At 31.9% G+C, this 15,371-nt stretch carries 9 protein-coding genes and 1 pseudogene; 7 read left to right on the top strand and 3 right to left on the bottom strand.

The window, feature by feature from the left end; genetic code table 11:
• Window positions 1–177: 177 nt before the first annotated feature.
• A complete protein-coding gene (locus BQ7358_RS04385; protein WP_072520253.1) occupies window positions 178–993 on the bottom strand; it encodes a hypothetical protein in 816 nt (271 codons plus the stop codon).
• A gap of 388 nt (window positions 994–1,381) precedes the next feature.
• Here BQ7358_RS04385 and BQ7358_RS04380 point away from each other — a divergent pair, with 388 nt between their 5' ends.
• Both BQ7358_RS04380 and BQ7358_RS04375 read left to right on the top strand, forming a co-directional pair.
• Window positions 1,382–2,560: an acetyl-CoA C-acetyltransferase gene (locus BQ7358_RS04380; RefSeq protein WP_062171789.1), complete on the top strand. Its 1,179-nt coding sequence runs from the start codon at window positions 1,382–1,384 to the stop codon at window positions 2,558–2,560.
• Window positions 2,561–2,571: 11 nt separating this feature from the next.
• The gene (locus BQ7358_RS04375; protein ID WP_062171786.1) at window positions 2,572–3,189 is read left to right on the top strand and encodes a ribonuclease H1 domain-containing protein; all 618 of its coding nucleotides are present in this window, start codon (window positions 2,572–2,574) and stop codon (window positions 3,187–3,189) included.
• 214 nt (window positions 3,190–3,403) lie between these two features.
• Here BQ7358_RS04375 and BQ7358_RS04370 read toward each other — a convergent pair whose 3' ends face one another.
• Complete coding sequence (locus BQ7358_RS04370) at window positions 3,404–8,569, bottom strand: hypothetical protein (RefSeq protein ID WP_072520252.1); 5,166 nt, start codon at window positions 8,567–8,569, stop codon at window positions 3,404–3,406.
• Between the two features lie 803 nt (window positions 8,570–9,372).
• Between BQ7358_RS04370 and BQ7358_RS04365 the strand changes: the two genes are divergently transcribed.
• The 3 genes from BQ7358_RS04365 to BQ7358_RS04355 all read left to right on the top strand — a co-directional run bounded on the left by BQ7358_RS04365 (window position 9,373) and on the right by BQ7358_RS04355 (window position 12,746).
• Entirely contained in the window at window positions 9,373–10,542 is a 1,170-nt protein-coding gene (locus tag BQ7358_RS04365) for a hydroxymethylglutaryl-CoA synthase (RefSeq protein ID WP_062171780.1), read from the top strand.
• A gap of 16 nt (window positions 10,543–10,558) precedes the next feature.
• Window positions 10,559–11,824 (top strand): hydroxymethylglutaryl-CoA reductase, degradative, encoded by a 1,266-nt coding sequence (locus BQ7358_RS04360; RefSeq protein WP_072520251.1) that lies wholly within the window; start codon window positions 10,559–10,561, stop codon window positions 11,822–11,824.
• A gap of 232 nt (window positions 11,825–12,056) precedes the next feature.
• Entirely contained in the window at window positions 12,057–12,746 is a 690-nt protein-coding gene (locus BQ7358_RS04355) for a C39 family peptidase (protein WP_062171774.1), read from the top strand.
• Between the two features lie 118 nt (window positions 12,747–12,864).
• On the opposite strand, the gene galE is transcribed toward BQ7358_RS04355, so the two are convergent.
• A complete protein-coding gene (gene galE / locus BQ7358_RS04350) occupies window positions 12,865–13,881 on the bottom strand; it encodes a UDP-glucose 4-epimerase GalE (protein WP_062171770.1) in 1,017 nt (338 codons plus the stop codon).
• Between the two features lie 314 nt (window positions 13,882–14,195).
• On the opposite strand from galE, the gene BQ7358_RS04345 reads away from it, so the two are divergent.
• Both BQ7358_RS04345 and BQ7358_RS09290 read left to right on the top strand, forming a co-directional pair.
• Complete coding sequence (locus tag BQ7358_RS04345) at window positions 14,196–14,984, top strand: TatD family hydrolase (protein WP_062171767.1); 789 nt, start codon at window positions 14,196–14,198, stop codon at window positions 14,982–14,984.
• Window positions 14,985–15,362: pseudogene (locus BQ7358_RS09290) on the top strand (ubiquitin-like domain-containing protein); the annotation flags it as partial.
• Between the last annotated feature and the right edge of the window lie 9 nt (window positions 15,363–15,371).

The raw sequence follows: 15,371 nt of genomic DNA, 5'->3' as shown, positions 1-15,371 counted from the left end.
TTAACAGATAATAAAACTTTTTAATTTTTTTCATAATGTGGCTTGTCGCTCCCTAGGCAAGCCATTCTCCCTTTAAAGAGTATAATGCTCTTTTGTTATTTGTATATAAATTAGATATTGATGACTACTTTTAGTCAAAAAAATAGTGCAATCATTTTGATGACTGCACTTATTTTTTTAAAAGATAATGAAACTTTCTACATAATATTTTGTTTTATTATTACCGTGTTCATACTGTTTATTATTTAATCTTAAAGTCATTTCGCCTGTTTTTTTATTGGTAGCTACTGTAACGTAAGGAATTATAATTCTGTCACCTTTGATTTTCCAGCTTTCAGTTGGAGCAAAGATAGAGTCAGTAGCCCCTCCATAACCAACAAAAGTTTTTAAAGTGAAGCTGTTATCTTTTTTAAAGTAGATAATAGTTGAATCTGTTTTAAATAACTTCGTCAATCCCTCAACTGTGTAATCTTTTTTACTTTTGTCCAATTCAATAAAATTAGGATTAGCTCTAAGTTTTTTTAGAACATCTTCCGTATGGTATGTTTCCTTATTATAAGTATTTATTAAATCTAAAATATTACTCATAGAGGTGGTTGTAATTTCACCATTGCCGGCTGATTCGCTGACATTAAAACGAATTATATTTTCGATATTGCTGCCGTTTAGATTAATAAGACTGTAAATCATAGGTTTTAATATTTTTCCGGCTTCTTTGAAATCATGGTTATAATTATTACTGTTACTTGCTTTTGATGGAATATTTTTTTGTTTATAATTTTCTAAGGTATCAGTAATTTTATTTTCATAAGAGGGTAGCAGTTTATTTGTGTTTTCATTATTATTTTCGGTTATTTTTTCTCCATCTGCAATAGCTATAATTTTATTTTTATCATTAGTTGAATCTATTTTTTGAGCAACTTTATCAGAACACCCTGTTAAAATACTAAGCCCTAAAACAAAAGTTCCTGCAATTTTTAATGTGTTATTCATTAGAATCACCTTCTTTGTTAATAATAAATTTTCTTCTTATCTTTGATACTAAAATTATAACATTTAAAATTTTAAAAAGCAAGAAAATGTTACAATAATATTACAAAAATATTAAATATTTATTTCTTTGGTATTTCTATTTTATTACTATAAACCTGAACTAAAAGCTAAGAATTTTAATAGAATTTATTTATTAAGCAGTTATGCTCAGCGGTTTATTAACTTAAAAAGGTTGTTTTCTAATCTAATGAATTGAAGGAGTAACATAGTAAAATCTATTTTTAACAAAATCACAATGTTTAAATCACTTCCTTTGATTATTTATTTGAACTTTCTTTTTTTTTATAGTAAAATATACACGATTAATTTAAGATAGGAGTTTAATTTTATGACTAGAGTTGCTATTGTTTCCGCTTTTCGTTCGGCAATCGGAGCGTTTGGCGGAAGTTTAAAAGATATTGATGTAGCAGAACTTGGGGCAAAAGTTGTGAAATATTCGTTGGACGACATAAACTTAGAATATAATTTGGTGGATGAGGTAATTTTTGGTAATGTCCTTCAAGGTGGTCTTGGGCAAAATATAGCTAGACAAATTTCTGTTAAAGCAGGTCTGTCTAAACAAACTCCGGCGTTTGTAGTTAACAAAGTTTGCGGTTCCGGGTTAAAGAGTGTTTTACTCGGGACACAGTCTATTCTGCTTGGAGATAATGACATAGTTGTTTGTGGTGGACTAGAGGTTATGAGTGGTGCACCATACTATACGAAAGGTATTCGCTTTGGGAAAAAATTAGGTTCTTTTGAATTGGAAGACAGTATAATTTCTGACGGTTTAACAGATGCTTTCGAGAATTATCATATGGGAATTACCGCCGAAAATATTGCAGAAAAATTTAATATTTCGAGAAAAGAGCAGGATTTTTTTGCGTTTGATAGCCAGAAAAAAGCTCAAAGGGCGATAGAAACCGGGAAATTTAAGAAAGAAATTGTCCCCATTAAAGTAAAAATAGGAAAGGAAGAATGTATTTTTGATACCGATGAATTTCCGAGGTTTAATTCTACTATGGAGGGGCTGGGAAAACTTCGCCCCGCTTTTAAAAAAGAAGGGACTGTGACGGCAGGGAATTCTTCAGGAATTAATGATGGAGCGGCGGCGGTTATTTTAATGAACGAGAAAAGAGCAATAGAATTGGGAATTGAACCGTTGGTTTTTATAGAAGGATATGCTACTTCCGGTTTGGATAATAAAATAATGGGTTTAGGCCCTGTTCCGGCTGTTAATAAAGTATTGACAAAGTTAAACATTTCAAAAGAAGAGGTTGATTTATTCGAGTTGAATGAGGCGTTTGCAGCACAGTCGCTGGCAGTTATTAACGAATTAGGTGTGGACAGTGAAAAAGTAAACATTAATGGAGGGGCTATAGCCCTTGGGCATCCGATAGGAGCGAGCGGAACAAGAATTTTAGTGAGCCTTGTTCATGAACTTATTCATGAAAATAAGAAACGAGGTCTTTGTTCACTTTGTATAGGTGGAGGACAGGGTATAGCACTTGTTATACATAGAAATTAAGAGGTGGTATTATGGTAAAATATTATGCGGTAAGCAAGGGAAGGAAAGTAGGAATATTTTTAACCTGGGACGAATGTAAAGAGCAGGTTCACGGATATAAGGGTGCCGTATTTAAAAGTTTCAGCACCCGAGAAGAAGCGGAAAACTTTTTAACAGCGGGTAATATGAAAAAAGAAGTTGAAGCTGAAAAAATTAACGGTTTTTACGCTTATATTGATGGAAGTTTTGATAAAAGAACGGGAGTGTACGGTTCCGGTATTGTTATTGTAAATAATGATAAGAAATATCAAACTAAATTAGCAGGAAACGATAGAAGATTGGCACGATTTCATAATGTTGCTGGTGAAATAGAAGCGGCGAAATTTGTTACACGTTATGCAAAGGAGAATAAAATACCGGAAATAACGTTATTCTATGATTATCAGGGCATTGAATCATGGGTGAGCGGAGCATGGAAGGCGAATTTGGCGTATACTCAACATTATGCTCAATATATGAATAAATTATTAGAAGTGGTTAAGGTAAATTTTGTTAAGGTTAAAGCACATAGTGGTGTGAGATTAAATGAACTTGCTGATAAATTGGCAAAACAGGCTATAGAGGAATTTAAAATTAAAAATAATATTTAAAAATATTTGTTGTAAAAAATACACAGTTTTAACCAAAAACTGAAAATTTTATAAAAAATTATATGTTAATAGTTAGATATAATGGTTCGTTAGATTTGGAAATTTGCTTTAAGAGTATTTGTCAAATCTAACGAATCGGACAAGAGCGACTTGATAAAATTAATCAATTTTATCAAGTCGCTCTCTTGTATTTTCTATAATAATCTAAAAATTATTAATGTTTGTTTTTTCTGCGTTTAGTTAATAAAACTACACCCAGTCCTAAAGTTATAGCACCTATTAATAGAGTAGATTTATTTTCTAAACCTGTTTTACTTAGAGTTTTTGTAGAATTTAATGTTGAGTTGGTTGGTGTAATATTTGAAGTTGGCATAATATTAGGCTTGCGGTCATTGTCGGTATTATGTTTTTTAGAATTAGACACAATAGCAAATTTACTAAAATGATCTATTTCAAATTTTAAAACACCATTTTCTACCCTAGATTTAATTAATTCCAATTCACCGTTATCTTTAACATGGTAGACGGCAACATCTTTTTCTTCAGCTTTAAGAACTATTGCCACCGTACGTTTTTCGTTTGAATTTATAACTTTATTATCTTTATCAAGAAGTTTTAAATCAAATATTCTGATTTTGTTATCGGCAGGTAAATTTAATTTTTCTAAAATAGATTTAGCCAAAGCTGCATCGTTTATTTCATCTGCTGATAAACCTTTTGCTTTAGTATTACCTGATAATTCAACACTTACTCCGGTTTTATCGTTGTTAAAAATTTGTTTGGCAACATCTTCTGTAGGTTTATTTGGAGTTTGGTCGTTTGTGTTAGAGTTGTTATTATCTTGGTTGTTATTGTTGTTTTGATTATTACCTTGGGTATCATCAGGTTTAGAGTTATTATTTTGATCTTTACCTTGATTGTCGTTGGAATTATTGTTTCCGTTACCTGAGTTATTGTCATCGCTTGGTTTAGTATTTTTATTTTTATCATACTCTTTAATAGCGTTATCTAATTCCTCTTTAGCGGCTTTTATTTCATCTACAGATTTTGGATTATCATAAATTTTTTGAACTTTTTCAACAACTTCATTAAGTTTATTGTAAGCATCTTTATTTATGCTGTCTTTATCTTTATCATCTTTGATAAGGATTTTAGCTGTTTCTAATGGAATTAGTAATTTAGTTTTTTCCGCTTCTAATTTTTCATTTTTATTAGGTTTGTTACCTTGGTTATCGTCAGGTTTAGAAGTTTCTTTTAAATTTTCAATATCTTTATTTATTTCCTTTAGTAATGCTTCTCGTTTATCTTCAAGATTTCTGGTAGTTTTTGCTTTTTCTATAAAATCTTTAGCATTGTTTATAGCTATTGTTAATTTAGATTTAGATTCTTCGGTATAAGTTTTTTCTGATAATTTTTTATTTGCTTTTGTTATAGCTTCTTCTAATTTTCCGGTATCATAACGTAACATGTAAGAATAGTTATTGATAGCGTCAAATAAATCTTCTATTTCGTTAGAAGAAGGATTTTCTTCTAATAACGCTTCTAATCTGTCAACTTTTTCTTGTAGATAGTGATCAACTTTATCTATACTTTCTTTACTGTATTTACCGCTATTTTTATCAAGGTTAAAGTTAGCTAATAGTTGTTCGTTTTCACGTCTTAAACGAATAAGGAAATCATATTGTATACGTGCTTTACGTAATTCAACATAAGCTGTGCTGATTTGTTCGTTCGTAGCGGAGTTGTTATTTAGCACGCTTTGTGCATTGTTGATTTTGTTGTTGAAATTATCTACTATTTTTTTATCTTTTTCAACTCCATTTTTTTTGAATACACTTGTCCAACTTTCGTAATATTTACTGGTTGCTGTTTTGAATAATGTTTGAAGTTCTTCTCTGCTACCTTCATTGTTGTTATCGGTAGGATAAGAAATTTCTAAAGTGGCCTTATTTACGTGTTGCTCCATTCCGAATACAGGACTGTTTGCGTAAGTGTTCACATTTATTTTTGTAGGTTTTCCTTCTACAGAAATACGCAGTTTAGTCGGATATTTATAGGTATTGGATTGACCGTTGAAAGTTAATGTTATTTCTTTTTCTTCAAGGACGGTTGTATCATGTTCAGCATTATTGTCATCAAATGTTGTTAATTTGCTCAGAACACCTGATGGTTGATTTTGATTATTGTACATTGGTTGAAGAATTAATTCAATATAATTTTTCTCGTTTTCTGTAACAAAATATGCTTCTTTAAGAACGGCATTAGTCATCGAATTGCTGCTTTCTCCGAATTTCTTGAATACTGCTTCTACTTTTGTTTTACTTTGATTTACTTCATCGTTAGGTTTTGAATCTTCTGATTTATTAAAGGTATCAAGTGCAGAAGTTAAATTAGTTAATGCTTGAGAGATTTCTTCATCCGTAGCATCTGTTTTACCATAAACTTTTTTGGCTTTTTCAAGTTCATTTTGCAATGCGGTATATGCTGCTGATGATTTCTTCCCTTGTTTAACCGCTTCTACTTCTTTAATTTTAGCATTAAGCCCGTCTTTGTTGGCAGGTTTTTCTTTGTCATCTGTATCCGGTTTTAAATCTTGAACAGCAAGTTTTAATTGTTCTATGAAGTAATCGTTAAGGTTTGTGTTTACTTTATCGTCTGTACCGTGATCGTCAGGTGTAAGTTTCGCATTTTCAATATATTTTTTGGCTTTTTCTATAATTTGTTGTAATGCTTGACGAGATTTTGGACTGTTAGTTGTATCTTTCAGTTTTTCTTCCGCTTTAGCCACTTCTTTTTCTAACGGAGTTGTATCAACTCGTAGATAATCACCTATATTTTGAAGTTGTCCGATTATCTCATCAATAGTTTTGTAAACGATAGTTTCACGTTGTTCACCGTGTTCATCGGTAAGAGTTTCTTTAGTACCTTCCACATCAGATGCTTGAAGATTATTAATGCGTTGTTCCAGTTTGTCTAATTTATCTTTTACAAGTTTAATACTTTCTTTAGTATAATCTTTATTATTTTTCCAGAAGTTTTCGTATGTATCTTTTTGCCCTTCAAGTGAAAGCTGCATATTAGCTAATGCGTCAAGTTTTGTATTCTCATCTAATAACTTGTGGACAAGAGATGATACTTCTTCTTTTGAAAGTGAATCTTTTTTTAGAAGATTAGCTGCCTGTGTTTTTAATTGTTCTAATTGTGTTTTGAATTTATCAGGTACTTTTTTATGATTTTCTTGAACTTCTTTTTTATTAAAATAATCAAGTTGTTTTTGTAGTTCTTCTTTTAACGGATCTTTTTTAGTTTCATCAGAAGAAGATTTAGACGAGTAGTCTAGGAATAAGTCCGTATTTGCAGTATGGTGATAAATTCCATCATCTCCTAAGTGCATAGAATCTTTAAATTGAATATCGCCTAGGAGTGCCAATTCAATATTAGATTTGTCGCTGTAGACTGTAAGTTTGATTTTTGTAGGATATTGTTTACCCTTAATAGTAGTAGTTTCAACAGTTTCACTGTCTGCATTAGCGTTGCCGGCACTGTTATATTTGAATGTTCCTACAAGTGCAAATTCGACATTACCTGAAGAGTCTAATTTAGGTTCAAGGTTAAGATAAATTTCATTTTTGCCATTACCTAATTCATGAACTTCAATATTTTTTATAATTGAAGATAAGTCCCTATTATATTCGCCTATGGCATCAGTATCCTCGCCACGTTTAACAAATTTACCCTTTATATTGTAAGGTTTGGCAGTGTCCTGTTTTTGATCTTGTTTTTTCTCAGGAACTTGTTCACCTTTTTCGCCGTTTGTTTTAACTAAGCCGTTTATAGAATCACGTAATTGTTTAACAAGCTCAGGGGTATTATTAATTTGCGGATGGAATTTTTTGTTTTGTTCAATCCAATCTTTTGAATGGCGTAATGCGATAGAGAATTTTCCCCATGTTAGAGGTGTATATTCACTCTCCATTTTTTGTTCGCCGATTTTAATTAAATCTTCTAATTCGCTTGTATTATATTTTAAATATTTATAATGAGAATTTTCAAACTCTTTAATTAAGCTGACCAACTCTTTAATATTTTTTCCGTTTTTAAGTTTAGGAACACTTTCAATATAATTTTTGTAATCTTTAATACTGTTTTCTGTGTAAATATCTTTAGTATATATGCTAAATGTTTCAAGAAGTTTTGCAACTTTAATATCTAATACTTCACGCAAGGTAGCAACATCTTCAGCTTCATGAATAGGAGTTGCTATTTTATAAAGTTTATCATAGTTGGCATTAGGGTCACGTTTTAATTTTTCCAATTCATTTATAGCTGTACTGATTTTTGCCCGTTCAGTTATGTCCGAATCAATAACGGTGTCTTTTGTTGTAGCCGGAGAAAGTAGCCATTCGTTTACTTGGCGACCTCGGTCAATCCATTTTTGAATTTTTGACTCCAATTCTTCACGATATTTAGGAATACCGTTAGAGCCGTCAGCATTAGGTTTAGCTTGCAATTTAGAATAGTCAATATCAAGTGCAAAGGCTCCGGTTTGATGTTTATTCCCATGTTTATCAAGATAGGTCATATTAGTAACTATTATTTGTTCTGCTTTTAATTCTCCGGGAATGCTGAAAGCAACTTGTTTTTGATCTTCGGCAGAAGGACCTAGGTGAACTGTAGGGTCTATTGCAGAAATTTTGTTTACAGTAAATGAGGTGATTTTACTTACTTCGTCAGGATTTGCAACAAGGTTTATTTCCAGATCTTGCCCCTTTTTGTAAACCCCAAGCAGGTTATCTTTAAACAGTTTTTTTATTTCTTCGCTGTTTGAATTAGCAGCTTTTTTATAAAAATCTTGTTGACCGTCGCTATCGCTTTTAACCATTTTAGGAGTGGTAAAGTTGGTAGTTGTATAAAAACCGTCATTAGTAAGGTGCTGACTTCTTTCAAAATTAAAAAGATTTGTGAAGTAGTCAAGGGTTCTTATCGCATTTTGAGCAGTTTTTTCTGTATATGAGTTTGCATCAAGTTTTGCTTTAGCGGCGGCAGCTTCACTCCACATATTGTACCAAGGTGTAGTGTCAATGACATCTTCAGGAACTTGATGATTTTCAAAGGTTATGTGATAGTAAGGAAATTTTGATTCTTTATGGTAAAACATAGTTCCCAAATATCTATTTGTCAAATTTTCATCGGCAAAAATTTTATCAATAACAGTTTTTAATTGTTCTTTAGTTTTAGAAGATGCAGGTTCATCTCCAAAATCAGCTTTAGCTACATGGTTTGTTTGAACACCCGGCCATGCTACAGCGGTTACACCTCCTATCGTCATAGCCAGCGCTACAGTTATACCGGATTTTAATAATTTGTTTTGTGTTTTCATGTTTATCTCCTTTAATTTATTTCTAACTTCAAGAAATTTTAATATCAGAAAATAAGTTCACCCCTTTCTAAAATTATTAAAAATTTCCTGAACTTAATTTTTATTCATAACATAATATACTATATCATAAAACCGTTTTAAATGAAAGAGATTATCAATATCTTTTAATAAAAAATATAAATGCTGATAAAACAGCCTTTTTGAATTTAAAATAAATTATAATCTAATAAATAGTTATATATAATAAAATTTAGTTTTCATTTTCAATTATGTCCACTCAATAATAATGAAAATATATTTTAGTGTTTAATAACGGTGTGTTATTTTGCAAATATTCTAACAATGGGTAGTAGTATGGACGCCTACAACTACAAACATTGCTATTAGGCTTGTTGTTATTCTTAGTGATGGGATACCGGCTTCACTTGAGGGTATATGTTCAGGTGAACCTTAAGAAATTTACTGTGTACATTAATAACGGAATAAATATTTATACCGAACGTAGGTCATTTTTATATATTTTATATATCTAATGCTGAAAATGTTAAGATTAATCCAAGCTGATTATAAATATATTCAATACCATTGCTTATTGATAAAAATTTATTAAAAAATTGTAATATTTATACGATTATATTAAAAAAACAAGCAAAAATAGAAATAAATTTTTAAATTTGGAGGGTATAAGTAGACTAATTTGAAAAAATCTTATAAAATAGTAGTTGCGACAAATTTAACTATAATTTGTGAATAATGTAAATTTGCGATAGAAGTTTGATTATTAATCGAAAGGTAGAATTGATATGAAAATTGGAATTGATAAAATTGGGTTCGCAATGCCGGAGTATTATTTAGATATTTGTGATTTGGCAGCTGCACGTGGAGTAGAACCTGATAAATTCACAAAAGGTTTATTACAGCTTGAAATGAGTATTCCGCCTGCCAGTCAGGATATAGTAACATTAGGAGCTCAGGCTGCATATGAAATTTTAGATAAAGATGATTTAGAAAAAATTGACATGATTATCGTCGGAACTGAGTCGGGGGTTGACCAAAGTAAAGCCGCCGCTGTTTTTATTCATAATTTACTGGATATGAATCCTTTTGTTCGAGCAATTGAAGTAAAAGAGGCGTGTTACGGTGCAACTGCAGGTCTTGATTTTGCCAAGAATCATGTTCTTAATAATCCGGATTCCAAAGTATTGGTTATTGCCAGTGATATAGCTAAATATGGAAAAAATTCTTCCGGAGAATCTACTCAAGGAGCAGGAAGTTGTGCTATGCTTGTTGCTAAAAATCCGAGAGTATTGGAATTGAACAATGATAATATCTGTCAAACTCGTGATGTGATGGATTTTTGGCGACCAAACTATTCAAATTATGCTTTTGTGGAAGGAAAATTTTCTACAGAGCAGTATCTTGATTGTTTAATGACAACATGGGACGAGTATGAAAAAAGAGCAAAAGTTTCGCTGGAGGATTTTTCTGCCGTTTGTTTGCATCTGCCTTATCCAAAACTTGGTCTTAAAGGGTTAAATGCCTTATTAGAAAATAAGACAGATACAGATTTAAAAGAAAGATTATTAACTCGTTTTGATGAATCTATGTTATATAGTCAACGAGTAGGGAATATTTACACCGGCTCACTGTTTTTAGGATTATTATCTCTTATAGAAAATAGTGCAGAATTAAATGCCGGGGATAAGATAGTTCTTTATAGTTATGGTAGCGGAGCTGTAGCGGAAATTTTCAGCATGACGCTTGTACAAGGGTATAGAGATCATCTTCGTAATAATCGCTTTGATGATTTTAATAAACGTAAACGAATTACAGTGGAGCAATATGAAGATATGTTCTTTAGATGTACTTTACCTGATAAAGACGGTAATTTAGATATTTCAGATATTAAAGATGACAGTATGTTTGTTTTAGAAAAAATAGAAAATCATAAACGTATCTATAAAAGACAATAATTAAAAGGGAGATTTCATGAAAAAAAATTGGAGCGGATTTTATAAAAAAAACCGAGCAGAACGTTTGGATATTATAAAAGAAGAAATACTTGATGAAAGTAGTTTTGAGTTATTGGAAGAAAATAAGGTTTTAGATTTTGAAACGGCAAATAATATGGTGGAAAATGTAGTGGGAACTTTTTCGCTACCGTTTAGTGTTGTTCCAAACTTTGTTGTTAATAATATCACCTATTGTGTTCCTTTTGTAACAGAAGAGCCGTCTGTTGTTGCGGCGTGCAGTAACGCCGGGAAAATTATTTCTTCTTGTGGCGGATTTAAGACCGTTATTCATGACAGAAAAATGATAGGTCAAGTTGCGTTATACGATGTAGAAAATTATACCCTTGCCAAAGATACTATTACAACTAACAGTGAAACTATTATAAAAATAGCAAATGAAGCATATCCGTCAATCGTTAAGCGTGGTGGCGGAGCAAGAGAGTTGGAAGTAAAAATTCTTAACGAAGATGATGTAACTTTTGTTGTAGTTTATTTAATTGTTGATACTTTGGAAGCAATGGGTGCTAATATGCTGAATACAATGTTGGAAGCAATTAAGCCGTTTCTTGAACAATTAACAGGCGGAAATTCTTTAATGGCTATTCTTTCTAATTATGCTACCAGGTCAATAGTCAGCTCAAAATGTGAGATTCCGTTTGATAAACTTTCAAAAGAAAACGGCAAAGAGATAGCTAAAAAAATGGAATTGGCCGGAAAGTTTGCCAAAATGGACGTTTACCGTGCGGCTACACATAATAAGGGAATTTTTAACGGAATAGATAGTGTAGTTGTTGCCAGCGGAAACGATTGGCGTGCGGTAGAATCTGCCTGCCAAAGCTACGCAACTAAAAATTTTCGCTATGAGGGATTATCGACTTGGACTTGTGATTATGAAAAAGAGTTATTGATTGGAGAATTATCACTTCCTATGCCTATAGCGAGTGTTGGAGGCTCTATCGGGATTAATCCGAGCGTTAAAGTTGCGCGTTCCTTAATGAAAAATCCGGATGCTAAAACTTTAGCGGGAATTATTGTATCTGTCGGTTTAGCGCAAAATTTTTCGGCAGTGCGTGCCTTGGTAAGTACAGGTATTCAAAAGGGACATATGAAACTACACGCTAAATCGTTAGCAATTTTAGCCGGAGCTACCAATGAGCAACTGGAAGAAGTTGTAGAAAAGTTACAAAAAGAAAAACACATGAATTTAGAAACAGCTAAAAAAATATTAGCGCAGTTTGAATAACAGGCTTTTTATAAGAATGTTAAAGATTATATACATAGAAATTATTAAAAAATTTTTGAAAATTAAGAGTATATTATATATGGCTAGAATTTAATTCATATAATACTAAGTTGTAAAATATTATGGCTAAAAATAATAAAAGAATAGCGTCTTTTATAATGAAAATATAATTAATATGAAAATACTATTAACAAATTGTTAAATATATAGTTTGGGGTGAGTAAGTATAGTTATGAAAAAATTGGTTATAGGCTTAGTAACAATAGGTTTATTTCTAACCAATGGAATTACACAAGCAAAGGGAGATTGGATACAAGACCAACAAGGGAAGTGGGAGTATTATGCCGATGAAGAACCTATTGAAAATTTTTACAATAAAAGCTATTCCGATTTTACAAAACCGATAAAATTTCCACAGTATTATCAAGCTGACAGCAGATGGGGAGGTAAGAGATACGGTTTATCAAACTTGAAAATTACAGGCTGCGTACCTACCTCATTAGCAATGATTATTTCAGAATTAAAAGAAGATGTAACCCCTGTTCAAGTTGCCGATTATATTTATAATACGTCAATGGAGATGAATACCACATTTACAGGCACATCAAGTCTAGGTGCTGCGTTGGCACTGGAAAATTGGGGGTTAAAATATCGTATTGTAAATTCTAAAGAAGATTTGGAATTATCTCTTAAAAAAGGTTATATTGTTTTTGGCATTGTAGGGCATGGGATCTTTGTTAAAGGAAATAGTACCCATTCCGTTATTCTAAGCGGATATCATAATGGGAATACAAAAGCGATTGATCCGGATAATATGGATAAAACAGATCGTTGGTATAACATGGATAAAATATGGCAGCAGCGTAGCACGGCAGCAGAAGATGTTGTTTTAGGTGGAGCCTTTATGGTAGTTTATAAATAATTTAAAGATATAAATAATAAATTCCAGATTTTGTGTTTAAATCAAAATCTGGAATTTTCATGGAGTGGTTCAAAAATTTTTATTGAAATGTTAGCGTTTAGGCTAGTTCTAATTAATCTTAAAATCCGTTTGGATGTTTACTTTGCCAATGCCATGAATCTTCGCACATTCTTTTAATGTCAAATTTCGCTTCCCAACCCAACTCTTTTTTTGCCTTAGTAGCATCCGCATAACAAGCGGCAATATCACCGCTTCTTCTTTCAGTAATTACATAAGGAATATCTTTACCTACTGCAAGAGATGCATTTTTGATTATATCAAGGACTGAATATCCGTTACCTGTTCCCAAGTTATATTTGGTTAAGCCGCTATCTTTTTCAAGTTTTTTAAGTGCGGCTACGTGTCCGCATGCAAGGTCAACAACATGAATATAATCTCGAACGCCGGTTCCGTCATGTGTGTTAAAATCATCACCGAAGACATTTACTTTTTCTAGTTTCCCAACGGCAACTTGCATAACATATGGAAGCAAATTGTTGGGAATACCGGTAGGATCTTCTCCAAGATCTCCGCTTTCATGTGCTCCAATCGGATTAAAGTAACGAAGCAAAACTATATTCCAATCTTTATCAGCTGTATAAATATCACCAAGAATTTCTTCTATCATTAATTTTGTTCTACCGTACGGGTTAGTTACTGATAATGGGAAATCCTCTTTTATCGGTAATGTGTGCGGATCACCATATACAGTTGCCGACGAACTGAAGATAATATTTTTGCAGTTGTATTTTTCCATTACACGACATAGTACAAGTGTACCTGTAATATTATTATCATAATATTTTAGAGGTATTTTACAAGATTCACCGACAGCTTTTAGACCGGCGAAGTGAATAACTCCAAAAATATTCTTTTCTGTTTCAAATACATTTTCCAGAGCTTTTTCATCTCTAATATCTACTTGGTAAAATTTTACTTTTTTTCCGGTAATGCGTTCAATAATATCAATGCTTTTTTTATTAGCATTGTATAAGTTATCAACTATAACAACTTCATTTCCATTGTTTAATAATTCGATACAAGTGTGTGAACCGATAAAACCAGCACCGCCTGTTACCAATATTTTTTTACTCATAAATCAGTTTAGCTTTATCAATTTGATAAAACATCCTCCTAATAAATATTTTATAGTTACAATTTTATAAAAATAACACTTGAATGTCAACCGGCAAAAGATAGAAGCTACTGAAGTTAAATAATGTAATGTATTAGAATATGGAAAATAATAAATATGAACAAAGAATTTGTTAAGTATGAATTAAATAAGGTTAATATTAAGAAATAATAATTTATAAGTAGATGAAAAAATATTGTAATCTAATTGAAATAGTTTAGATATTCTATTGACACTTTGTTTTGTTATAATCGTAAAGGTGAAGGAGGCATGATATGTTATTTGATACACATGCACATTTGAATGATGATGCTTATTTAGAAGATTTAGAAGAAACAATAGAGCGTGCTAAAATGCAAGGTGTTAAGTTAATTAACATAGTTGGTTTCGATGATAAAAGTATTCAAAAAGCATTAGAAATTACGGAAAAATACGACTTTTTATACTTGACGGTCGGCTGGCATCCGGTAGAGGCGATTGATTTTACGGAAGAAAAATACGAAATGATAAAAAAAATCGCATTAACGAATGATAAAGTAGTGGCAATCGGCGAGATTGGTCTTGATTATCACTGGGATAAAAGTCCGAAAGAAGTTCAAAAAGAAGTATTTAGACGCCAGATAGCACTGGCAAAAGAAGTTAAAAAGCCAATCGTTATTCATACTCGTGATGCGATGGCAGACACAATTCAAATTTTGCAGGAAGAAAATGCAGGTGAAATTGGTGGGATAATGCATAGTTTTTCAGGCTCGGTAGAGAGTATGAATATTATGCTGAAAGAAAACTTTTATATTTCACTTGGTGGCCCGGTCACATTTAAAAGTGCGAAAACACCTAAAGAAGTCGCAAAAGCATGTCCGCTTGATAGATTACTAATCGAAACGGATTGCCCATATTTGACCCCGACACCATACAGAGGTAAAAGAAATGAACCCGCCTACGTTCATTATGTAGCACAAGAGATAGCTGATCTTAGAGAGATGAGTTATAAATCGTTAACAGAACAAACATTTAATAATGCTTGTAAGTTATTTAAAATAGATATAAAGGAGAAAATGATTTAGATGAAATTAGGAAAAATTGTAGCATCGGCAGCAACAGCAGGAGTATTATTATCAGGAGCTTTTATGGTTGCAGAAGAATACACAGGGCAATCAGCATTCGCCGTGAATTTAGATAATACCAGAATAGATATTAAAGCAAAAAAAGGTACGGTAAGAGAAGTTCTTATCACCAATAATATTCCGTTCGGAGCAGACGATAGAGTTGAACCGGGATTGGATACTAAAGTAAAAGGCGGAGAAACAATTAATATTTATAGAGCACGTGAAATTACGATAGTAGATAACGGTAAAGAAACAACAAGAAAAACTACTTATACAAAAGTAGAGGATATTTTAAAAGAATTGAATATCACATTAGGATCGGATGATAAAGTTACACCAAGTTTA

It is taken from the genome of Gemella massiliensis, assembly GCF_900120125.1.
Classification (GTDB): Bacteria; Bacillota; Bacilli; order Staphylococcales; family Gemellaceae; genus Gemella; species Gemella massiliensis.
The sequence above is the reverse complement of the archived record's forward strand: the minus strand, read 5'-3'. Positions and strand labels throughout refer to the sequence as shown.

Bases quoted from the DNA above. Each gene is read 5' to 3' on its own strand.
- BQ7358_RS04385 (WP_072520253.1), bottom strand. From the start codon at position 993: ATGAATAACACATTAAAAATTGCAGGAACTTTTGTTTTAGGGCTTAGT.
- BQ7358_RS04380 (WP_062171789.1), top strand. From the start codon at position 1,382: ATGACTAGAGTTGCTATTGTTTCCGCTTTTCGTTCGGCAATCGGAGCG.
- BQ7358_RS04375 (WP_062171786.1), top strand. From the start codon at position 2,572: ATGGTAAAATATTATGCGGTAAGCAAGGGAAGGAAAGTAGGAATATTT.
- BQ7358_RS04370 (WP_072520252.1), bottom strand. From the start codon at position 8,569: ATGAAAACACAAAACAAATTATTAAAATCCGGTATAACTGTAGCGCTG.
- BQ7358_RS04365 (WP_062171780.1), top strand. From the start codon at position 9,373: ATGAAAATTGGAATTGATAAAATTGGGTTCGCAATGCCGGAGTATTAT.
- BQ7358_RS04360 (WP_072520251.1), top strand. From the start codon at position 10,559: ATGAAAAAAAATTGGAGCGGATTTTATAAAAAAAACCGAGCAGAACGT.
- BQ7358_RS04355 (WP_062171774.1), top strand. From the start codon at position 12,057: ATGAAAAAATTGGTTATAGGCTTAGTAACAATAGGTTTATTTCTAACC.
- galE (WP_062171770.1), bottom strand. From the start codon at position 13,881: ATGAGTAAAAAAATATTGGTAACAGGCGGTGCTGGTTTTATCGGTTCA.
- BQ7358_RS04345 (WP_062171767.1), top strand. From the start codon at position 14,196: ATGTTATTTGATACACATGCACATTTGAATGATGATGCTTATTTAGAA.